Below are 20,890 nucleotides of genomic sequence, written 5' to 3'. Positions count from 1 at the left end.
GACTGCTGGCGTCAAACCCGATCGGTATTCACCGGATCACCCGAATGCCTGCCGAGCTTGCTGCGCACATCCTCGAACATCGCGTCGTATTGCTTGTGCACCGCGATCGGCAGCACCTTGGCCTTGGGCAGGCCGTGCGTGTGGGCGATGCGTTCGGCATTGCTGGCGAAGTTGCAGGCCATGTCCTCAGGGAGGTCGAATTCGTCGTTGAATTCCTTGCCGTCGATCTGACCGCTGATATCGAAGTGCATCAGCGCGCCACGCTCGGCGTCGGTGCGCACTTCGTATTTGAGGTGGATGTCGTAGCCGACTTCGTCGGGAAGCAGCTTGGCGTGCTGGAGGTGCAGATGACCGGGTTCGAACATGGGAAGGGTTCTCCTGGGCTGATGCGTGCAGGATAGACCCTTTGGGGGGCGCTGTGGTTCAGCGTGGCGATCAGCCGCGGCGCTCTTCGGGCCGCGACCAGATCCACAGATTGACCAGCACCATGCCGCCGATGGCCGCATACAGAAACCACAGGTGCTTGAGCGTCAGCCACATCACCACGCTGCAGATCAGCATGCTGACGGTGGCGCTGACTTTGGCCTTGCGGGTGATGACCTTGCCATCGCGCCAATTGCTGATGATGGGCCCGAACAGCCGATGGTTCTCGAGCCATGCGCTCAGCGCCGGCGAGCTGCGAGTCGCGGCCCACGCGGCGAGCAGGACGAACTCCGTGGTGGGCAAGCCCGGAATGACGATGGCGATCAGGCCGATGGTCAGGCTCGTGTAAGCCAGCACGCCATACAGCACACGGGCGACTTTGGAGCGGGGCGGCCTTGGGTTGTCCATGGAGTCCAGATTGATCACGCCGAAACGTTGCCTTCGGCGGTGTAGGTGTATTGCAGCAGCACGTGCAGGCGGGAAAAGGCGTCGAGCGCGGCTTGATCGGCTTCGGCTTCAGCGGCCTCGCTGAATGGCAGCGCGTCGAATATGGCGTTGAACGCTTTCCAGCCCTTGGCACGGCCGCCTTCGGGTTCGGCCAGGTGACGGGCGCCGAACGCTTCGGTGAAACCGAGGGCGTTGGCACGCTTGATCAGGATGGCGGCGCCGAGTTTAGACCCTTCCGAGACGCGAATCCAGGTAAGCGCGGTGGCCTGGCTGGGGTTGCTCAGGGCCCCCGGCAGTGGCGCCGGCACGGGCAAGCCGAGATCGGCGAGGTCGGCCTTGGCGGCATCGGCGCGGCAACGCTCGGGCAGGTCGGGGAACAGCGCGACCAGGGCCGGATCGTTGTACAGGTGCTGCAGTTCGGCCTGGAACAGGTACTGCATCTGCACGAAATGGCCATAGCTCTCGACGCTGTCGAAAGGCGCATAGGTGGCGACGACCTGCTCGAGCTCGTCATGCAGGCTGTGGCTCAGCGCGCGCAGGCGCGCCGAGCGCAGAAGGGTGGCGTTTGCAGCCTGTTCGATAACAGTCATGGGCGAATCCTTGAGAAGTGCAGTGCTGTATTAACCAGACGAACGAGGCGTCGATCTCAGTAAAAAAAGTGCCAATCGGTTCATCCGATAGCGGGCTCGGGTGAGTGAGGCATACCGCCAGCACGGGTGCTGGCGGTACAGTGCCATATATCAGAGGTCCCAGACCAGATTGATCGCGAAGTTGCGGCCAGGTTCGCTGAGGCGGTCGATGCTGGCGGGGGCGAGCACGCCGGCCTCACCTACGCCGTCGTAGCCGCGAACGTCATCCCACTGCCAGTATTTCTTGTCGGCCAGGTTGTACACCCCGCCACTGACCGTCAGATCCGCAGTGAGCTTGTAGAAGCCCGTGAGGTCGACCACGCCGTAGCCCGGGGGGTGAAACTTGTTGGCGCCATCCGGGGCGTAGAACGTGCTGTCGTCGACACGGGTCTTGCGCTTGACCAGCGTCCAGGCCAATTCGCCGCCGTATTTCGGCTGGCTATAGCCAAGGCCCATCACGGTGGTGAACGGGTTCACGGTGTTGAGCGGCGCGCCGGTGTCCTGGTTTTCACCCCACAGATAAGCCATCGAGCCGCGGGCATACAGGCCCTGCGGCGCACCGAAGCTGTCGAGGTTGAGGTGGCCCTTGAGCTCGGCGCCCTTGATCACCGCATGCTTGATGTTGTTGGCCTGGAACGTCTGCGCTTCGGCGCCATTGGTGACGTTGTCTTCGTCGATGAAGTTCTTGTACTGGTTGTAGAACACCGCCAGATCGAACGAGCCGGCATCGAAGTTGCCCCGCAGACCGGTTTCATAGCTGCGGCTTTCTTCCGGCTTGAGCCCGGGGTTGGGCTTGACGATGTAACCGCTCGCCGTGTTTTCGAAGCGGCCATACAGCGATTTTGCCGAGGGGGTGCGGAAGCCTTCGGAGTACTGGCCATACCAGGTGTAATGATCGTCGAATGCGTAGGTCACGCCGAAGCTGGGGGTGACCTTGTGCCAGATTCGGGTCGAATCGTCGAAGGTGCCGTCCGGGTCGGAAGCCACCGATGCCAGGAAAGCGTCGGTCGCGTGCGGCTTGAGGCGGGTGTTGGTGTAGCGCAGGCCCGGGGTGAAGGTCCACTGATTCCAGCTGATCTGATCCTGAGCGAACAACGCGTAGGTATCGATGGTCGGGTCCGGGAAGTCGCTGACTTTGGCCAGTGCCGAGCCCGCCAGCGAACCGCCGACGCCCACGGCCCTGCACGCACCAGTGGCGGTCAGGCAGGTGGCGGTACCGCTGCGCGACCCCGTGGTTTTCTGGCGTTTGAGATTGATGCCGTAGGTCAACAGGTGGTCGCTGTCAGCGATGCTGAACGCTTTGTCGGCCTGGGCGTCGAGCACCCACTGGCGTTCCTGGTACAGCGTGTCGCGGGTGCGCAGCAAGGTATAGGCAAACGGGAAATAGATTTCCTCGGTGCGCTGATCCGTCTTCGCCAACTGGTAGTTGAAGCTCCACTTGACGTGGTCGGCCACGGCGGTATCGAGGGCGAAGTCGTGGGTCAGGCCAAAGCGCTCGCGGCTGATGGTGTCGTTGCCCTGGCGCGACCGGTACATGCCAAGGCCGGTACCGCTGGCCTGGAACGGCCCACCTACCGCGCTCAACTGATCGGTATCGACATCGCTCTTGTACTTCTCGTAGGTGAACGCCAGTCGGCTGTCGTCGGCGTAGTTCCAGCCCACCTTGGCCAGCACGTTGGTCTTGCGCGCGTCTTCAGGGTTGGCCTCGGTGCGATTCAAGCCGGTGCCGCCGTGTTCACCGTAGGACTCGGTCTCGTGGCCATCGCGCTGGCTGAAGTGCAGCAGCCCGTCGAAGTCGCCGCTGCGCCCGGCCAGGGTTGCGGATTTCAGCCAGCTGTCGTCCTTGGAGCTGTAGCCGGTCTTCAAGCGCGCGCCGTAGTCCTGGCCCGGCTTGATGATGTCCTCGGGGTCGAGGGTGAAGTAACTGACCGCGCCGCCGATGGCGCTGCTGCCGTACAGCACCGAGGCCGGGCCGCGGAGAATCTCCACGCGCTTGATGATTTCCGGATCGACGTAGTTGCGTTCGGTCTGGGCGTAAGGGCCGTTGAAGAAGCTGTCCGGGACTTCGACGCCGTCGACCTGGGTGAGGATGCGGTTACCGTCGATGCCGCGGATGTTGTAACCCGTGGTGCCTGCGCGGTTGCCCGCGCCGCCGACCGAAACGCCTGGCTCATAGCGCACCAGGTCGCGGATGTCGTTGACGTTCTGGCGGTCCAGCGCCTCCCGGCTGTGCACCGTGACGGTGGCGGGCACCTTGCTGACTTCGTCGGCCTGACGCGTCGCACTCACGGTGATCTGCTGCAGCGCCAAGGCTGAACCGCTGCTGCGTTCCAGCACGATGTTGTTGTCACCCAGTTTGCGATAGCTCAGCCCGGTGCCCAACAACAGGCGCTCGAGGGCCTTGTCCGGGGTCAAGGCGCCTTTCACTCCGGGCGAGGCGACCCCTTGTGCGAGTTCCGCCGAGAAACCCACCTGCCAGCCGGTAATCTGGCTGAAATTGTTCAGCGCGGCCACCAGCGGTTGCTGGACGATGGCGAAGCTATAGGTGCCGGTCTGCTGGCGTGCGGTGGGTACGGAATCGGCGGCGGCGACGGGCAGCGCGACGCCAGCGCAGAGCAGGGCGACGGTAAGGGCCGATAGGGTATTGGTGGGGCGGTATGAACCTGTTGGCATGAAAAGCGTTCCGTGGCACGGGTAATAGTGAATGATTCGAATGGGAATCAATTGCATCGACTATGACGAGACGTGCCGGGAAAAGGATTGCGTAAAAATAGTTGGTGGACTTTGGTTTTTGGGGAGGCGGAGGGCCCCTTCGCGGGCAAGCCTTGCTCCCACACCCACACAGTCATAGAGCAGTGGAAGCTGTGGAAGCAAGGCTTGCCCGCGAAAGGGCCGGTGCAGACAACAAATCATCCATCAGACAAACATCAGTTAAAAATCACCACCCCCGGATATTCCTGTAAATCGGCCGAGGTCACATGAGCCAGCGAGCGCAGCACATCCCGAGGTTGATCCAGCCGATAGTTACCAGTGACTTTCATGGCCTCCCGCTGAGCATTGCGGCTGACGATCCAGCCCGGGTAATAGCGACGCAACTCCGCCAGCACTTGCCCCAGCGGGCGATCCTCGAATACCAGGCGGCCTTGCACCCAGGCGAGATCCACCGCCGGGTCCATGCGCTCGCGCCGGGCGAAGCCCTGGGGGCCGATGCGGATGCTGTCCCCCGCGCTCAGGCGCAGGCTTTGGGCGTCGTTGGCTTGCAGGTCGACATTGCCGCGCTGCACTTTGACCTGCGCTTCACCGTCCAGATAGCTCACCGCAAACGCCGTATCGTGGACACTGGCCAGCACCGGGCCGGCCTGGACTTCCAATGGCAATGCCGGGCTACCGCCAACCTCGAAGAACGCCTCGCCCTGCAACAGTCGGGTGCGGTGATGATCGATGTCGAAGGTCGAGGCGATGGCCGAATGGGTGTTGAGCAGCACCTTGGAACCGTCTTGCAACTCGACCCGCTGACGCTCGCCGACCTGAGTCAGGTGATCGGCCTGCAGGCGCAGGGGCACATTGCTGAAACTGAACAGGCCGATCAACAGCACCGCTGCGGTCGCCAAAGGCTTCCAGCGGGCCAGCAGCCGTCGGCGCAGGCGTGGCGTGCGGCGGGCCTGGAGACTTTCCGCCGCCTGGCGCATCGTCGCGCCCTGCCACACACCGGCGGCCTTGGCGAATGCAGCCGCATGCTCCGGCGCAGCCGCCAGCCAAGCGTCGAAGGCGAGGCAATCCTCGGGGCTGGGGCTTTCCAGGCGGATCAGCCAGTCCAGCGCCTGATCGACGGCCGGATCCAGCGCGCCACTCGGCATTTCGGTGGCGGCTCCAGAGGCGGGCAGGGTGTCAGGATCGATCAAAACGTTTCCTCGGCAGCGATTGCCAGATCAGGTTCATGGCGCCTCCATACGCTCGGCGATACCCATGCAGATAGCCATGATCAATTTGAGTTCCTTCTGCACAGTACTGGCCGACACCTGAAGCGTTTCGGCGATCTCGAGGCAACTTGCGCCGTGCAGGCGACTGAGGATGAAAATCCGCTGCTGGCGCTCGCTCAACTTCGACAGGCTGCTGCTCAGGCGCTGCAGCAACTGCTCGGCATGGGCCGCATCTTCGGCGGAACTGCAGGGCGCTGCAACATTGTGTAGCACATCCGTGGAAACATCTTCCAGCAGCGTGTGCTCGCGCAGACGACGGGCACGCAGGTGATCGAGGGCCAGGTTGCGCGCGGTCTGGAACACGAATGGCTCCAGATGGGTGATGGGGCGTTCCTTCAGCGCACGCGTGACCCGCAGGTAGGTCTCCTGCAGCAGGTCTTCGGCGGTGCTGGGGTTATCGACCATGCGCTGCAAGGTGCGCAGCAGCACCAGGCGTTGGGCGATGAACACCGAGTTGAAGTGGGACTGGCTCACGGGAATACCGGACGAAAAGATAGCGGATGATAATGCTTATCATCCGCTATTTGCGTCAAGCCTTGCCTGAGTCTTTAACAGGGCAACTGTTACTCGGCGTTGCAGAGTGCCAGGCAGTTGTCGAGCATGCGGTTGGAGAAACCCCACTCGTTGTCGTACCAAGCCATGACTTTGACCAGTTTGCCGTTGGTCTTGGTGTGGTTGGCATCGAAGATCGACGACAGCGGATTGTGGTTGAAGTCAGTGGAAACCAGCGGCAGGGTGTTGTAACCGAGGATTTTGGACTGTTCGCTGGCGTGCTTGAGCAGTGCGTTGATTTCCTCGCTGCTGGCCTGTTTGCCGACGTTGAGGGTCAGGTCCACCAGCGACACATTGATCACCGGCACCCGTACCGACATGCCGGTCAGCTTGCCCGCCAGTTCCGGCAGCACCAGGCCGACGGCTTCGGCGGCCCCGGTCTTGCTGGGGATCATCGACTGGGTCGCCGAGCGCGCGCGGTAGGGATCGGTGTGGTACACGTCGATCAGGTTCTGATCGTTGGTGTAGGCGTGAATGGTGGTCATCAGGCCTTGCTCGATGCCCAGCTCACGGTGCAGCACCTGCGCGACCGGAGCCAGGCAGTTGGTGGTGCAGGAGGCATTGGAGATGATCTGGTGCGACTGGCGCAGTACCTCGTGGTTGACGCCATACACCACCGTGGCGTCGGCGCCCTTGGCCGGTGCCGAAATGATCACTTTGCGAGCGCCGGCGCTCAAATGCGCGGCGGCCTTGTCGCGGTCGGTGAAGAAACCAGTGCATTCGAACACCACGTCGATCTGCTGGGCCTTCCACGGCAGCTCGGCGGGGTTGCGGATGGCGCTGACCGCAATACGGTCACCGTTGACCGTCAGGCTTTCTTCGTCGTGCTCCACCGTGGCATCGAAAGTGCCGTGTACGGTGTCGTATTTGAGCAGGTGAGCGTTGATCTTGCTGTCGCCCAGGTCGTTGATGGCGACGACTTGCAGGTGTTGGCGATAGTCTTGGGTATACAGTGCACGGAGGACGTTACGACCGATGCGTCCAAAACCGTTGATTGCGATGCGAATAGTCATGGGTTACCTACTGTCGGACAGATTGTAAGGTGATCGGGCCACGAGCGCACGGACACGAAATCTGGTTTTGTTGTTGGAATTACAAGATTATTCGCATAGAAATAGAAAACAAGCCTTTTTAATGGCAATATTTTGTTCTATCTACAACGAGTGACCGGTACGGCACCTTTTTTGGATCCTTTTCGAGCCTAGACGCTGCAACGGCCCGACGAGTGAAACTTGTGAATCTGCCGCAGAGGTCGCCCCCCTAGCCTGGAGTTTTCCCATGCATCCCCGCGTTCTCGAGGTCACCGAACGGCTGATAAACCGCAGCCGTGCCACACGCGATCGTTATCTGCAGATGATCCGTGAGGCAGCCACAGACGGTCCGCAGCGTGGCAAGCTGCAATGCGCCAACTTCGCCCACGGTGTCGCTGGCTGTGGCAGCGAGGACAAGCACAGTCTGCGCATGATGAACGCCGCCAACATCGCCATCGTCTCGTCGTATAACGACATGCTCTCGGCCCACCAGCCTTACGAAACCTATCCGGCGCAGATCAAGCAGGCGCTGCGCGATATTGGTTCGGTCGGGCAGTTCGCGGGCGGTGTGCCCGCCATGTGCGACGGGGTGACCCAGGGTGAAGCGGGCATGGAGTTGAGCCTGGCCAGCCGCGAGACCATCGCGTTGTCCACCGCCGTGGCGCTGTCGCACAACATGTTCGACGGCGCGCTGCTGTTGGGCATCTGCGACAAGATCGTGCCGGGGCTGATGATGGGCGCGCTGCGCTTCGGTCATCTGCCGACCGTGTTCATCCCGGGCGGGCCGATGCCGTCGGGCATTTCCAACAAGGAAAAGGCCGACGTGCGCCAGCGCTATGCCGAGGGCAAGGCCAGCCGCGAAGAGCTGCTCGAGTCGGAAATGAAGTCCTACCACAGCCCCGGCACCTGTACCTTCTACGGCACTGCCAACACCAACCAGTTGCTGATGGAAGTGCTGGGCCTGCACTTGCCGGGCGCCTCGTTCGTCAACCCCAACACGCCCCTGCGCGATGCCTTGACCCACGAAGCCGCGCAGCAGGTCACCCGTCTGACCAAGGCCAGCGGCAATTTCATGCCCCTGGGCGAGATCGTCGACGAGCGTTCGCTGGTCAACTCCATCGTCGCCCTGCACGCCACCGGTGGCTCGACCAACCACACCCTGCACATGCCGGCCATCGCCATGGCCGCGGGCATCCAGTTGACCTGGCAGGATATGGCCGATCTGTCAGAAGTGGTGCCTACCCTGTCCCACGTGTATCCGAACGGCAAGGCCGACATCAACCACTTCCAGGCCGCGGGCGGCATGGCCTTCCTGATTCGTGAACTGCTCGAAGCCGGGCTGCTGCACGAAGACGTCAACACCGTCGCCGGTCGTGGTCTGAGCCGCTACACCCAAGAGCCGTTCCTGGTCGAGGGCAAGCTGGAGTGGCGCGACGGCCCGATCGAGAGCCTCGACGAAAGCATCCTGCGCCCCGTGGCCAATCCGTTCTCGGCCGAAGGCGGCCTGCGGGTCATGCAAGGCAACCTCGGCCGCGGGGTGATGAAAGTCTCCGCAGTGGCGGTCGCCAACCAGGTCGTCGAAGCGCCGTGCCGGGTATTCCAGGATCAGCAAGAGCTGGCCGACGCCTTCAAGGCCGGCGAACTGGAAAAGGATTTCGTCGCTGTCATGCGCTTCCAGGGGCCGCGTTCCAACGGCATGCCCGAGCTGCACAAGATGACGCCGTTCCTCGGCGTGCTGCAGGATCGCGGCTTCAAAGTGGCGCTGGTGACCGATGGGCGGATGTCCGGCGCATCCGGCAAGATTCCCGCCGCCATCCACGTCAGCCCCGAAGCCGCCAGCGGTGGGCCATTGGCGTTGGTCGAAGACGGCGATATCATTCGCGTCGATGGCGTCGCCGGTACCTTGCAGGTACTGGTCGACGCCCAGACGCTGGCCGCGCGTACTCCGGCAGTCGGCACTTTGGCCAATGGCGTGGGCTGTGGACGAGAACTGTTTGGCTTCATGCGCCAAGCGTTCAGTTCGGCAGAACAAGGCGCCTGTGCCTTTACTTCGAGTTTGGAATCGCTGCAATGAAACTGGCGCTGGTCGGTGATATCGGTGGGACCAACGCGCGTTTCGCGTTGTGGGAAGAACAACAACTACATTCGGTCCGGGTCTTCCCGACCGCCGATTACACCAGTCCCGAGCACGCCATCGGCGTGTATCTGCAGGACTTGAACCTGGCCAAGGGCGATATCGGCGCGGTCTGCCTGGCGGTGGCCGGGCCGGTCAGCGGCGATGAATTCCGTTTTACCAACAGCCATTGGCGCATCAGCCGCAAGGCCTTTTGCGAGACGCTGCAAGTCGAGCATCTGTCGTTGATAAACGATTTCACCGCCATGGCCCTGGGCATGACGCGGCTCAAGCCCGATGAATACCAGAGCGTCTGCGCGGGTGATCCGGATCCTTCGCGTCCGGCCGTGGTCATCGGCCCGGGCACCGGCCTGGGGGTTGGCACCCTGATGAATCTGGGCAGCCACTGGCTGGCCTTGCCGGGCGAGGGTGGCCATGTCGATCTGCCGGTGGGCAACGCTCGCGAGTCCCAGTTGCGCGCCCACATCCAGGCCGATATCGGCCATGTCAGCGCCGAGACCATCCTCAGCGGCGGTGGCCTATTGCGTTTGTATCAGGCGATCTGCGCCGTCGATGGCCATACCGCGACCCACAAGTCGCCCGCCGAAGTCACTGAAGGAGCGCTGGCGGGCGAGGCGGTGGCGCTGGCGACCGTCGAGCAGTTCTGTCGCTTCCTTGGTCGGGTGGCGGGCAACAACGTCCTTACCGTCGGCGGTCGTGGCGGTGTGTACATCGTCGGCGGGGTGATCCCGCGGTTCCTCAAGCTGTTCCTCACCAGCGGCTTTGCCGAAAGCTTCGCCGACAAGGGCTGCATGAGCGATTACTTCAAGGGCATCCCGGTGTGGGTGGTGACGGCCGAGTTCTCCGGTCTGCTCGGCGCCGGGGTGGCCTTGCAACAAACACTGGCTTGAGCGTCTAATCAGCAGCAGACAGCCGGGCGCCTCGACCCGGCGAATAACAATAATCGAACAACAAGGACGGTCATGTGAGCACTGCCGGCAAATCGATCCTGCTGGTCGATGACGACCAGGAAATCCGCGAACTGCTGCAGGCCTACCTCAGCCGCGCCGGCTTTGCCGTGCGCACCACGGCGCACGGCCGGGGTTTTCGCGAAGCGCTGAACGCCGCCGATCCTACCGATCTGGTGATCCTCGACGTCATGCTCCCCGACGAAGACGGCTTCAGCCTGTGCCGCTGGACGCGGGCCCATCCGCGCCACAGTCAGGTACCGATCATCATGCTCACCGCCAGTTCGGACGAGGCCGATCGGGTCATCGGTCTGGAGCTGGGCGCCGACGATTATCTGGGTAAACCCTTCAGCCCCCGTGAACTGCAAGCGCGCATCAAGGCGCTGCTGCGGCGCTGCTCCTTCAGTCAGTCGGCGAATGCCAGCAGCGATGTGCTGGCGTTCGACGAGTGGCGCCTGGACATGGTCAGTCACCGGCTGTTCCACGTCGACGGCGAAGAGGTGGTGCTGTCGGGGGCCGATTTCGCCCTGCTCAAGCTGTTTCTCGATCACCCGCAACAGATCCTCGATCGCGACACCATCGGCAATGCCACCCGCGGCCGCGAGCCGATGCCGCTGGATCGCATCGTCGATATGGCGGTCAGCCGCCTGCGTCAGCGCCTGCGCGACATCGACAAGCCGCCCCGGCTGATCCGCACCGTGCGGGGCAGCGGCTATCAACTGGCGGCCAGCGTTGCGCCTGCCTGAGCTGCGGCTGCCCAAACCCCGGCTGCCGCGTTCATTGCTTGGGCGCATGTTGCTGTTGACCTTGCTGGCGGTGCTGCTGGCCCAGGCGCTGTCGAGCGTGATCTGGGTAGCGCAACTGCGCGCCACCCAGCTTGAAGGCTTGGTCACCAGCGCCCGCAGCCTGGCGCACTCGATGGTCGCCAGTGTCAGTTACATCCGCTCGCTGCCGGTGGCCTATCGGCCGATGGTGCTCGAACAGCTGCGCAGCATGGGCGGCACGCGGTTCGTCGTGACCCTCAACGACAAGCCGCTGGACATGGCCGTGCTGCCGCACACACCGCGCAAGGACGCGGTGATCGACAGCGTCGGGGAAATCCTGCGTGGCAATCTCGGCGATCAGGTGGATGTCTCGGTGCAGTTCGTGGCCCCCGACGATCTGCGCATTTTCAACAGCGGGCTCAAGCTCGAAGAGCTGCCGCGCTCCTGGGCCCACTATGCCTTGACCCTGGAGCCGGTCAATCCGCCGATTCTGGTCACCCAGATCGAACTGGGGCAGGGCGAGTGGCTGTACATCGCCTCCTTGCTGCCCGAGCCCTACACCAGCCTCGAAGAACAAGGGCTGCCGGCGCAGCAGGTGGCCTTTATCGTCATGACCAGCGCCTTTTTGCTGTTGTTCATCGGCCTGCTGGTGCATTGGCAGAGCCGGCCGCTCAAACGCCTGGCCCGGGCCGCACGGGAGCTGTCGCTGGGCGCCGAGGTCGACGGCCCGGCGGTCGACGAGCCGGTCACCGAAGGCGGCGGCAGCGAGGTGGTGGAAGTGGCCCGGGCGTTCAACGCCATGCGCGAACGTATCAGCCGCTACCTGACCGAGCGCAGCCAGCTGTTCAGCGCGATCTCTCACGACTTGCGCACACCGATCACGCGCCTGCGCCTGCGGGTCGAACTGCTGGAGGACGCGGACCTCGAAGCGCGTTTCAGCCGCGATCTCGACGAGCTGGAGCTGTTGGTCAAGGGCGCTTTGCAATGCGTGAAGGACACCGATATCCACGAAAACATCGAGCCGGTGGACCTCAACCATGTGCTCGACTGCCTGGTCGAACCGTTCCTGTCGCCCTTGGGAAATGGCACCGTCACCCTCGACGGTCGGGCGCGCAGGCCCTATTCCGGCAAGCCGCTGGCGCTCAAGCGCTGTATCGGCAACCTCATCGACAACGCCATCAAGTACGGCAAGCGCGCCCATGTGCGCATCGAGGATGGCGGCAAGCGTTTCATCCTGCACGTCGACGATGAAGGCCCCGGCGTACCAGAGCAGCGCCTGGAGCAGGTATTCGAGCCGCATTTTCGCCTGGCGGGCGGTCAGCAGGGCTACGGCCTGGGCCTGGGCATCGCCCGCAACATCGCCCACAGCCATGGGGGCGAGGTGACGTTGCAGAATCTGCGTGAGGGCGGGTTGCGAGTGACACTGGTGTTGCCGCGGGGGTGAGAAGCAGGATTACTGCCAGGCAATCGGACGGTTATTAAGCTACCCTCCCACTATCCAACTTTTTCCAAGTTGTTACGGGCTTGTAGAAATGACAGCAACACTATTCAGTGGGTGACCACTTCGACACCTACTCGACTTGCTGGCCAGTTTTCGCCAACCAGAAAATTTGCAATTGGCGGGGGGGCTTGCGGGATGGTCAGGCTCGGTACGCGCATGGTCCATACTGGCGATATTTTAAAGTCATCTGATCGTGATCCTTTTGTAGATGCGAAATTTTACGATAAATCCCTAGATGGTCTTGAGTATTTTGAAAAAACAGTGGCTCCGCGATCAGCTCATAACGCTTTGAGTGCGGGGATGGCAGAGAGCGGTATCTATAATAGCTCTGCCGCGAAAAACTTGATCAAGGTACTTACGCAGTCGCTTTCAATTGAACCCGCCAATCGCCCCTCGCTCCCGGTGCTGGTCAATGCGATCCGCATAATGGAAAATCAGCTGAACGTCGCCGATCACACCCGCCATCAATGGGTTGATCGCACCTGATCCAGCGTGCGCAGCACAGCCCCAAGATGTGGGAATGTCATCATCCGGTGACATTCCCACGGCGATTCCTTATGTGCGCTTCGCTCATTCCTGTTTTGACGCCACGCAGCGCAAGCACAGACTTGCCCCGGTTATCCCTAAGCATCGCAACATCGCCCACAGCCATGGGGGCGAGGTGACGTTGCAGAATCAGCGTGAGGGCGGGTTGCGAGTGGCACTGGTGTTGCCGCGGGGGCGAGGTGCCGGATTACCCTCGCGACTACAGGCGACCAGTATCACCTTTCTCGGATGCTGTGCAGTCAGCACCTAGACGGCGGAGGAGGTCGGCGGCGGCGACAACTGCCGTTCCACACCCTTGATAGCGCTTATCAGGGTCGAAAGCTTGGGGCGTTGGGCGGGATTCGTTGATAGCGACTTTATGAGCGTATCGATCAATGTTCTTCTTGCCTGGGTATCTTCGATTTTTTTTGCGTCAAAGCTCTTGTTCAGCCCTTCACGAATACGATCAGGTATCAAGTTCTGGTGTAGATAATTGGGAGCGTTAGAAGGTATGGATAAATGCTCTCCGAAAAAATGGGCATATAGCAGTGCCGCCAAGCCAAAAACGTCAGAATGCGTTCCGACGCTATTGTTTGCTTCGGGAAAACTTGATCCGGTATAACCATCAAATTCAACTACCCCGGGTATATATCCGCCGATATCTGCAACCACTGCATCGCCTGATGCATATATGAGGATATTTGCGAAACTCAAATTAAGGTGTAAAAACCCTAAGCTATGCAGGTACTCCACTCCCGTCCCGACCTGCCTCATCAATTTTAAAAATTCTTTGTCAGGAATGGGCGCCAGTTCGCGATAATCTCGGAGATCAGTGACAGCAATTTTAGAGGTGGTGCGCTCATTATCGACATGGAGAGGGGTCTGTAGGTGAGGATGAGGTTTTTTCATTATTTTCTGCAAGACCCAGTTTTCCCTGATTGCTCGAGATATACCATCACGCGAGGTCAGATCGAATGTCTTGATAGCTACGTGAGCATTGATTATCTTGTTTGAGCCTACGCGTGCCGCGGGGTTCCCTAGCATACTGCTGACAGAAACTGGGTATATACCGAACGTTACGCTACCTGAGCTCGCAACAATTTTCCACCGCCCTTTCGGCGAGAAATGGACGTCTGGTTCTGAGGGTAGTTCAGTAGACACCGGCTCAATAACATCACTGCTATTTCTGCATGTTTGAAACAGCTTGGTCCACATTGAACGCTTTGCGCATGGTTTAACACAGGAGGCATCCACTAGGGATGAATTTGACGCTATACCGGGGAATCCTACAGGCATGGAATACAGTCCTCAAAAAGCGCAGTATTGCCATGACTCCACCTGACAACTTTCACAAAGCACTCATTGCAGAATGTTACGATGCAAAAAACTCATCAATTCCGCCTTTCAAGCGCATTAGCGAGAAACCACTTCACGGGTGATACGCCAAGATTTTTCCACTCCGCCCTGCGTAACCTCGGCACATATAACTCGCTGACGTTCCGCGCTGAAACAGACATCAAAGCGATGTGCGCGACAAAGCCGTGGGTGAAACCACACTATCCCTCTCGGCACCGCGGAAACGTTGATTGCGACCATCATCGCGGTGTCCCAAGACGGAAGAGCCATGATCGAGTGTTAAACGCCCAATAAAACTCCCAGGTGCAAAATCATCGACTGCACTTCTGGCCGATCGACCGCTAATTCGGTCAGACGCTTTTTGACTGACCGGGCCAGTTCATTTCTCAGGGTTTCATAGCGGTCGTGCAGAGTAGTGATCGTGAGGATGGCTTTATGGAACTCTTCATCGTTTAGAAGGGCCTGGTCGCTCAGGTCCAGTGTGATACGGGTGTTGTCCAAGAGGGCGTTGGAGAAATCGGAGTTGCGCCAGATAACGTTTTCCAGGACGGCATCGCGCAGGTCGATGTCTTGCGCCTCGGTGTTATCAAAACAAACGTTTTCCAAGTGTGCATGGCTGAAGTCCGAACTCTCGATAATGGCATTGCTTAGATTTACATTCAGAAAAAGAGCACGGTCTGCATTCAATGCAAAGAGATTGATGCCAGAAAAATCCACACCAGTGCAGGTGGCGCCTGTAAGCGTCAGTTTGAGACGGGCCGGGTGGAGAGCCGTCATTGGGCTACCGAATTTGATATCTTCCAATCGTGCATCGGTCAGATCTACGGTCGCGTTTGGGACATTAATTACGCCGCCGGTTATCTGGCTGTGAGGAAATTTTATTGACCCAGACTGATCGCTATCGAAATTGATGTCTCTGAGCGTTATATGCGACAGGCTCAATGAGAACTTGCCGACGCCAGCCTGGCCCAGACTGAAATCCTTGATGGTGAGGATTGAGCGCACGAATCTGGCTTCCTCCGGAAGAAAATGGAAGTAGGGTTTGACGTTGCCATTAGGGCGGGGGGTGTATGGGATGTTGCAGGTGACAGTTCCTCCCACGCTTTGCGGCCAATTGCAATCGCTGCGATGCAAGAGTCCGGCAGGTCCTTGGGCGACTATTCCATGAGCGGTGGCTAATGCGTCCACGTATTCGTTGCGTAGCGCATTGGCAACTTGTCCGCAAGTCAAAGGCTTGTCAGTAGTATCGATACTAAAAAAGATTCCCGGGATCTTTCTTGTCGCATCCAGTTCTTCGCGCTGTTGGCGCCCGGGGTTATTGAGCCCTGATTCGCTCGTACTCGCCGTGGTCAGTAACTTACCTCTTAGTTTCAGAGTGGTCGAGCAATTCTGGACGCTTGTCAGCCGCGCCATTACCTCATTGAAGCGCGCAGGACTGGAAAGCCGAAGATCGGCCAAACACAGTTGGATGGGGGGCGTTTGGTCGCTGATCTTCATGTTTGTACTCCTAAGGTGCCACCGGAAGGGGTAGATCTTTTTTGCATCAAAAGAAGTACCTATCGGTGTTGGCGTGCAGGAAAGTTTGCCCCGCAGTGATGCATTTTCAGTAGCTGGTGCCCAGTGGCTGGGGGGCGGGGCGCGACGGATTGACAGGAACTCTCATGGCAACTCGCCGAAACCTCGTGCCGCCCTACACGGCCTCTGTACTTTTTCAGCAGTGCATGCCCCGGCAGCTTAAGTCGTCTGCTTGCAATCAACATGATGGGAGCGCAGCCACGCGCGGCTAAAATGTAATAAGTTATGGCGTATTGAATGACTTGGGTGCTGCCAAGGCGCAGCTTGGGCCCCACCGTTGCCCGTAGCGCTGATGATCTGATCACGACAGATCCGCCTGAGGTGATGCTGAGCAAATCGCTAATGTCACCATTCAGTGACATTCGCACAGCGATTCGTTACGTGCGCTTTGCTCATTCGTGTTTAGACTCCACGCAGCGCAAGCACAGACTTGCCCCGGTATAACAACAAGAAAGGTAATCAAATGAATGCGATTTCTCGCCTCGCTACTGTCGTTTCCCTGGCTTCCTTGTTCCCGCTCAGCGCCCTCGCTGCCGATTCCAAAGGCACTATAGAGGTCGTTCACTGGTGGACATCGGCTGGTGAAAAGGCAGGGGTCAATGTCCTAGAGGCCCAAGTCGAAAAAGACGGCTTCACCTGGAAGGACGGCGCCGTCGCCGGCGGTGGCGGCGCGACCGCCATGACCGTGTTGAAGAGCCGCGCCGTCGCTGGCAATCCACCGGGCGCCGCGCAGATCAAAGGGCCGGACATTCAGGAATGGGCCAGCACCGGCTTGCTGGACACCGACGCCCTGAAGGACGTGGCCAAGGACGAGAAGTGGGACAGCCTGCTGTCGAAGAAGGTCTCCGACACGGTCAAGTACGAAGGCAACTACGTGGCCGTGCCGGTGAACATCCACCGCGTCAACTGGCTGTGGATCAACCCGCAAGTGTTCAAGAAAGCCGGGATCGCCAAGGCGCCGACCACCCTCGAAGAATTCTACGCCGCAGGCGACAAGCTCAAGGCAGCGGGCTTCATCGCCCTGGCCCACGGCGGCCAGCCATGGCAGGACAGTACCGTCTACGAAGACGTGGTGCTCTCGGTCATGGGCCCGGAAGGCTTCAAGAAAGCCTTCGTCGACCTTGACCAGAAGACCCTCACCGGCCCCGAGATGGTCAAGGCCTTCACCGAGCTGAAGAAAGTCGCCACCTACATGGACCCGAACCGTGCCGGGCGTGACTGGAACATCGCCGCCGCCGACGTGATCAACGGCAAGGCTGGCATGCAGATGATGGGCGACTGGGCCAAGAGTGAATGGACCGCCAAGAATAAGGTCGCTGGCACGGACTACGAGTGCGTACCGTTCCCGGGTACCCAGAATGCCTTCACCTACAACATCGACTCGCTGGCCATGTTCAGCCAGAAAGACAAGACCACCACCGCCGCCCAGCAGGACCTGGCCAAGGTAGTCCTGGGCGTCGACTTCCAGAAAGTCTTCAGCATCAACAAGGGGTCGATCCCGGTGCGTATCGACATGCTGAACGACATGGGCAAGTACGGCTTCGACGCCTGCGCCCAGTCGGCCGCCAAGGACTTCCTCGCCGACGACAAGACCGGCGGCCTGCAGCCAAGCATGGCGCACAACATGGCCACCAACCTGGCCGTGCAAGGCGCGATCTTCGATACCGTGACCAACTACATCAACGACCCGAAAGCCGACCCTGCCAAAACCGCAGAGAAGCTGGCGGCGGCGATCAAGTCGGCGCAGTAAGGCTCAGGAGCGACGGCGAGCCCTTCGCGGGCATGCCTCGCTCCCACAGTTGAGCGGTATACAGCTGTGGGAGCCCTTCGCGGGCAAGCCCCCACAATTGAGCGGTATACAGCTGTGGGGCGAGGCTTGTTCGCGAAGAGGCCCTGAAGCCAGGCACCCAGTTCACCCCTGTCGGAGCTTTCATTCGCGTACATCCTGTAGGGGGATGCAGGCGAACGTCCGGCAGGTTCTATTTGGTTTGACTACGGGATCACGTTGATGAGCTCTGTCGCTGTGTCCAGCAAAGCTTCGCCGTTCGACGCGCTGCAACGCTGGCTGCCCAAGCTGGTCTTGGCGCCCAGCATGCTGATCGTGCTGATCGGTTTTTACGGTTACATCCTCTGGACTGCGGTGATCTCATTCACCAGTTCCAGCTTCATGCCGACCTACAAGTGGGTGGGCCTGGCGCAATATGCCCGTCTCTGGGACAACGATCGCTGGTGGGTCGCCAGCAAGAACCTGGTGGTCTTCGGCTTCCTGTTCATCGCCATCAGCCTGGTGCTCGGCGTGTTCCTGGCGGTACTGCTCGACCAACGCATTCGCCGCGAAGGCTTCATTCGCACGATTTATCTGTACCCCATGGCGCTGTCGATGATAGTCACCGGCACCGCCTGGAAGTGGTTGCTCAACCCGGGCCTGGGTCTGGACAAGATGCTGCGTGACTGGGGCTGGGACGGCTTTCGCATGGACTGGCTGGTGGACCCGAGCCGCGTGGTCTACTGCCTGGTCATCGCTGCCGTGTGGCAGTCCTCGGGCTTCGTCATGGCGCTGTTCCTCGCCGGACTGCGGGGTGTCGATCAGTCGATCATCCGCGCCGCCCAGGTCGATGGCGCGAGCTTGCCGACCATCTACCTGCGCATCGTGCTGCCGAGCCTGCGCCCGGTGTTCTTCAGCGCCTTCATGATCCTCGCCCACATCGCCATCAAGAGTTTCGACCTGGTGGCGGCGATGACCGCCGGCGGCCCGGGCTACGCCTCGGACCTGCCCGCGGTGTTCATGTACTCCTTCACTTTCAGCCGCGGCCAGATGGGCATGGGCTCGGCCAGTGCGATTCTGATGTTGTGCGCGATCCTGACGATCCTGGTGCCGTACCTGTACTCCGAACTACGAGGCAAGCGCCATGACTGATCAATCGCAACGCACGCCGTTCACCCTCAGCCGCGCGGCCATCTACGCCGTGCTGTTGATCGCTGCCGCGGTGTATCTGGTGCCGCTGGTGGTGATGCTGTTGACCAGCTTCAAGTCGCCAGACGACATCAGTACCGGCAACCTGTTGAGCTGGCCCGCAGTGGTGACCGGCATCGGCTGGATCAAGGCCTGGGACACCGTGGGCGGGTACTTCTGGAATTCGGTGAAGATCACCGTGCCGGCCGTGCTGATCTCCACCTTCATCGGTGCGCTCAATGGCTATGTGCTGTCAATGTGGCGCTTCCGTGGCTCGCAGCTGTTCTTCGGCCTGCTGTTGTTCGGCTGCTTCCTGCCGTTCCAGACCGTGCTGCTGCCGGCGTCCTTCACCCTCGGCAAGCTCGGCCTGGCCAATACCACCACCGGCCTGGTGCTGGTGCACATCGTCTATGGCCTGGCCTTCACTACGCTGTTCTTCCGCAACTACTACACCAGCGTGCCCAACGCCCTGGTGGCGGCGGCGCGGCTGGATGGGGCGGGCTTCTTCACCATCTTCAACAAGATCCTGTTGCCGATGTCGATCCCCATCATCATGGTCTGCCTGATCTGGCAGTTCACCCAGATATGGAACGACTTCCTGTTCGGCGTGGTGTTCGCCAGTGGCGATGCGCAGCCGATCACGGTGGCGCTCAACAACCTGGTCAACACCAGCACCGGGGTCAAGGAATACAACGTAGACATGGCTGCGGCGATGATCGCCGGGCTGCCGACACTGCTGGTGTACGTACTGGCGGGCAAGTATTTCCTGCGTGGGCTCGCTGCCGGCGCAGTCAAGGGGTAAGACATGGCAACGCTTGAACTGCGCAACGTGAACAAGACCTACGGCAGCGGTTTGCCGGACACCTTGAAAAACATCGAACTGAAGATCAATGACGGCGAGTTCCTGATTCTGGTCGGCCCCTCGGGCTGCGGGAAATCCACCCTGATGAATTGCATTGCCGGCCTGGAAAGCATCTCCGGCGGCGCGATCCTGGTGGACGAAAGCGACATCAGCGGCATGAGCCCCAAGGATCGCGACATCGCCATGGTGTTCCAGTCCTACGCGCTGTATCCGACCATGACCGTGCGCGAGAACATCGCCTTCGGCCTGAAGATTCGCAAGATGGCCCCGGCGGCCATCGAAGAAGAAGTCGCCCGCGTCGCCAAACTGTTGCAGATCGAGCACCTGCTGGCGCGCAAGCCGGGTCAGTTGTCCGGTGGCCAGCAGCAGCGTGTGGCGATGGGTCGGGCCCTGGCGCGGCGGCCGAAGATCTATCTGTTCGACGAGCCGCTGTCCAACCTGGACGCCAAGCTGCGCGTGGAAATGCGCACTGAAATGAAACTGATGCACCAGCGTCTCAAGACCACCACCGTGTACGTGACCCACGATCAGATCGAGGCCATGACCCTGGGTGACAAGGTGGCGGTGATGAAGGACGGCATCATTCAGCAGTTCGGTACGCCCAAGGAAATCTACAACGATCCGGCCAATCTGTTCGTCGCCAGCTTCATCGGCTCGCCGCCGATGAACTTCATCCCGCTGCGCCTGCAACGCCAGGAGGGCCGCCTGGTGGCGCTGCTCGACAGCGGCCAGGCACGTTGCGAGCTGGCTTTGGGTATCGACGAGGCCGGGCTTGAAGATCGTGAAGTGATCCTCGGCATGCGTCCGGAGCAGATCGGCCTGGTGGGCAACGATGCCAGCGAGCTGCCGAGCATCCGCGCCGAAGTGCAGGTCACCGAACCCACAGGGCCGGACACGCTGGTGTTCGTCACCCTCAACCAGACCAAAGTCTGTTGCCGCCTGGCACCGGACATGGCGCCACAGGTAGGCGAGACCCTCAACCTGCAGTTCGATCCGAGCAAGGTGTTGCTGTTCGACGCCAAGAGCGGTGAGCGTTTGGGGGTTGTCGGCCAGCCGCAGTCTGCACCCCGCGCCGGCAACGTCGCGCAGTTCAAGGGTCGTTGAAAGCTGGCGAATGGCCTGTCATTCGCCCATGGAGTTGTCACTGCAGCATGCCCCGGCTTGAAGGGTCGGGGCCAATAACAATAAAACGAGGACACAAAGGATGAACA

18 protein-coding genes and 1 pseudogene are annotated in these 20,890 nt (G+C 60.6%); 10 read left to right on the top strand and 9 right to left on the bottom strand.

The features are described from left to right. Window positions 1-11: 11 nt before the first annotated feature. The 7 genes from AC3WJP_RS13735 to gap all read right to left on the bottom strand — a co-directional run bounded on the left by AC3WJP_RS13735 (window position 12) and on the right by gap (window position 7,044). On the bottom strand, window positions 12-365 hold the full coding sequence (locus AC3WJP_RS13735) for a DUF5064 family protein (protein WP_493722684.1): 354 nt from the start codon (window positions 363-365) through the stop codon (window positions 12-14). 70 nt (window positions 366-435) lie between these two features. Then, on the bottom strand, window positions 436-831 hold the full coding sequence (locus AC3WJP_RS13730; RefSeq protein ID WP_493722733.1) for a YbaN family protein: 396 nt from the start codon (window positions 829-831) through the stop codon (window positions 436-438). Window positions 832-845: 14 nt separating this feature from the next. Continuing rightward, complete coding sequence (locus AC3WJP_RS13725; protein ID WP_493722685.1) at window positions 846-1,460, bottom strand: biliverdin-producing heme oxygenase; 615 nt, start codon at window positions 1,458-1,460, stop codon at window positions 846-848. 150 nt (window positions 1,461-1,610) lie between these two features. Further along, a complete protein-coding gene (locus tag AC3WJP_RS13720) occupies window positions 1,611-4,172 on the bottom strand; it encodes a TonB-dependent receptor (RefSeq protein WP_493722686.1) in 2,562 nt (853 codons plus the stop codon). Between the two features lie 254 nt (window positions 4,173-4,426). After that, complete coding sequence (locus tag AC3WJP_RS13715) at window positions 4,427-5,401, bottom strand: FecR family protein (RefSeq protein ID WP_493722687.1); 975 nt, start codon at window positions 5,399-5,401, stop codon at window positions 4,427-4,429. A gap of 33 nt (window positions 5,402-5,434) precedes the next feature. Then, window positions 5,435-5,953 carry an RNA polymerase sigma factor gene (locus AC3WJP_RS13710; protein ID WP_493722688.1) on the bottom strand — a complete coding sequence of 173 codons (519 nt, stop codon included), beginning with the start codon at window positions 5,951-5,953 and terminating at the stop codon, window positions 5,435-5,437. Window positions 5,954-6,042: 89 nt separating this feature from the next. Continuing rightward, complete coding sequence (gap, locus tag AC3WJP_RS13705) at window positions 6,043-7,044, bottom strand: type I glyceraldehyde-3-phosphate dehydrogenase (RefSeq protein WP_493722689.1); 1,002 nt, start codon at window positions 7,042-7,044, stop codon at window positions 6,043-6,045. A 265-nt stretch (window positions 7,045-7,309) separates the two neighbouring features. Between gap and edd the strand changes: the two genes are divergently transcribed. The 6 genes and pseudogenes from edd to AC3WJP_RS13675 all read left to right on the top strand — a co-directional run. Further along, window positions 7,310-9,136, top strand: a complete 1,827-nt coding sequence (gene edd, locus AC3WJP_RS13700; protein WP_493722690.1) for a phosphogluconate dehydratase — start codon at window positions 7,310-7,312, stop codon at window positions 9,134-9,136. After that, the gene (locus tag AC3WJP_RS13695) at window positions 9,133-10,086 is read left to right on the top strand and encodes a glucokinase (RefSeq protein ID WP_493722691.1); all 954 of its coding nucleotides are present in this window, start codon (window positions 9,133-9,135) and stop codon (window positions 10,084-10,086) included. The genes edd and AC3WJP_RS13695 overlap by 4 nt, the downstream gene beginning before the upstream one ends. 74 nt (window positions 10,087-10,160) lie before the next feature. Continuing rightward, window positions 10,161-10,889, top strand: coding sequence for a response regulator (locus tag AC3WJP_RS13690; protein ID WP_493722692.1), 729 nt, complete (start codon window positions 10,161-10,163; stop codon window positions 10,887-10,889). Between the two features lie 46 nt (window positions 10,890-10,935). Next, window positions 10,936-12,351, top strand: a complete 1,416-nt coding sequence (locus AC3WJP_RS13685; protein ID WP_493722734.1) for an ATP-binding protein — start codon at window positions 10,936-10,938, stop codon at window positions 12,349-12,351. Window positions 12,352-12,564: 213 nt separating this feature from the next. Further along, window positions 12,565-12,894, top strand: a complete 330-nt coding sequence (locus AC3WJP_RS13680; protein WP_493722693.1) for a hypothetical protein — start codon at window positions 12,565-12,567, stop codon at window positions 12,892-12,894. Between the two features lie 145 nt (window positions 12,895-13,039). Next, window positions 13,040-13,126, top strand: a pseudogene (locus AC3WJP_RS13675) (hypothetical protein); the annotation flags it as partial. Window positions 13,127-13,200: 74 nt separating this feature from the next. On the opposite strand, the gene AC3WJP_RS13670 reads toward AC3WJP_RS13675, so the two are convergent. Together AC3WJP_RS13670 and AC3WJP_RS13665 are read right to left on the bottom strand one after the other, a co-directional pair. After that, entirely contained in the window at window positions 13,201-13,977 is a 777-nt protein-coding gene (locus tag AC3WJP_RS13670) for a protein kinase domain-containing protein (protein WP_493735675.1), read from the bottom strand. Window positions 13,978-14,568: 591 nt separating this feature from the next. Beyond that, a complete protein-coding gene (locus AC3WJP_RS13665; RefSeq protein ID WP_493722695.1) occupies window positions 14,569-15,786 on the bottom strand; it encodes a pentapeptide repeat-containing protein in 1,218 nt (405 codons plus the stop codon). 541 nt (window positions 15,787-16,327) lie between these two features. Between AC3WJP_RS13665 and AC3WJP_RS13660 the strand changes: the two genes are divergently transcribed. The 4 genes from AC3WJP_RS13660 to AC3WJP_RS13645 all read left to right on the top strand — a co-directional run bounded on the left by AC3WJP_RS13660 (window position 16,328) and on the right by AC3WJP_RS13645 (window position 20,783). Continuing rightward, window positions 16,328-17,614: an ABC transporter substrate-binding protein gene (locus AC3WJP_RS13660; protein ID WP_493722696.1), complete on the top strand. Its 1,287-nt coding sequence runs from the start codon at window positions 16,328-16,330 to the stop codon at window positions 17,612-17,614. 258 nt (window positions 17,615-17,872) lie between these two features. Then, on the top strand, window positions 17,873-18,781 hold the full coding sequence (locus tag AC3WJP_RS13655) for a carbohydrate ABC transporter permease (protein WP_493722697.1): 909 nt from the start codon (window positions 17,873-17,875) through the stop codon (window positions 18,779-18,781). Then, complete coding sequence (locus AC3WJP_RS13650; protein WP_493722698.1) at window positions 18,774-19,619, top strand: carbohydrate ABC transporter permease; 846 nt, start codon at window positions 18,774-18,776, stop codon at window positions 19,617-19,619. Before AC3WJP_RS13655 ends, AC3WJP_RS13650 begins: the two co-directional genes overlap by 8 nt. A gap of 3 nt (window positions 19,620-19,622) precedes the next feature. Next, window positions 19,623-20,783 (top strand): ABC transporter ATP-binding protein, encoded by a 1,161-nt coding sequence (locus tag AC3WJP_RS13645; RefSeq protein ID WP_493722699.1) that lies wholly within the window; start codon window positions 19,623-19,625, stop codon window positions 20,781-20,783. Window positions 20,784-20,890 lie beyond the last annotated feature (107 nt).

The sequence above is a fragment of the Pseudomonas sp. GW821-FHT01A09 genome, assembly GCF_058986725.1.
This window is presented reverse-complemented; position numbering and strand designations above follow the sequence as displayed.

Coding starts and splice junctions, on each gene's coding strand:
- AC3WJP_RS13735 (WP_493722684.1), bottom strand. CDS start 365: ATGTTCGAACCCGGTCATCTGCACCTCCAGCACGCCAAGCTGCTTCCC.
- AC3WJP_RS13730 (WP_493722733.1), bottom strand. CDS start 831: ATGGACAACCCAAGGCCGCCCCGCTCCAAAGTCGCCCGTGTGCTGTAT.
- AC3WJP_RS13725 (WP_493722685.1), bottom strand. CDS start 1,460: ATGACTGTTATCGAACAGGCTGCAAACGCCACCCTTCTGCGCTCGGCG.
- AC3WJP_RS13720 (WP_493722686.1), bottom strand. CDS start 4,172: ATGCCAACAGGTTCATACCGCCCCACCAATACCCTATCGGCCCTTACC.
- gap (WP_493722689.1), bottom strand. CDS start 7,044: ATGACTATTCGCATCGCAATCAACGGTTTTGGACGCATCGGTCGTAAC.
- edd (WP_493722690.1), top strand. CDS start 7,310: ATGCATCCCCGCGTTCTCGAGGTCACCGAACGGCTGATAAACCGCAGC.
- AC3WJP_RS13695 (WP_493722691.1), top strand. CDS start 9,133: ATGAAACTGGCGCTGGTCGGTGATATCGGTGGGACCAACGCGCGTTTC.
- AC3WJP_RS13685 (WP_493722734.1), top strand. CDS start 10,936: ATGTTGCTGTTGACCTTGCTGGCGGTGCTGCTGGCCCAGGCGCTGTCG.
- AC3WJP_RS13680 (WP_493722693.1), top strand. CDS start 12,565: ATGGTCCATACTGGCGATATTTTAAAGTCATCTGATCGTGATCCTTTT.
- AC3WJP_RS13670 (WP_493735675.1), bottom strand. CDS start 13,977: ATGCTAGGGAACCCCGCGGCACGCGTAGGCTCAAACAAGATAATCAAT.
- AC3WJP_RS13665 (WP_493722695.1), bottom strand. CDS start 15,786: ATGAAGATCAGCGACCAAACGCCCCCCATCCAACTGTGTTTGGCCGAT.
- AC3WJP_RS13660 (WP_493722696.1), top strand. CDS start 16,328: ATGAATGCGATTTCTCGCCTCGCTACTGTCGTTTCCCTGGCTTCCTTG.
- AC3WJP_RS13655 (WP_493722697.1), top strand. CDS start 17,873: ATGAGCTCTGTCGCTGTGTCCAGCAAAGCTTCGCCGTTCGACGCGCTG.
- AC3WJP_RS13650 (WP_493722698.1), top strand. CDS start 18,774: ATGACTGATCAATCGCAACGCACGCCGTTCACCCTCAGCCGCGCGGCC.
- AC3WJP_RS13645 (WP_493722699.1), top strand. CDS start 19,623: ATGGCAACGCTTGAACTGCGCAACGTGAACAAGACCTACGGCAGCGGT.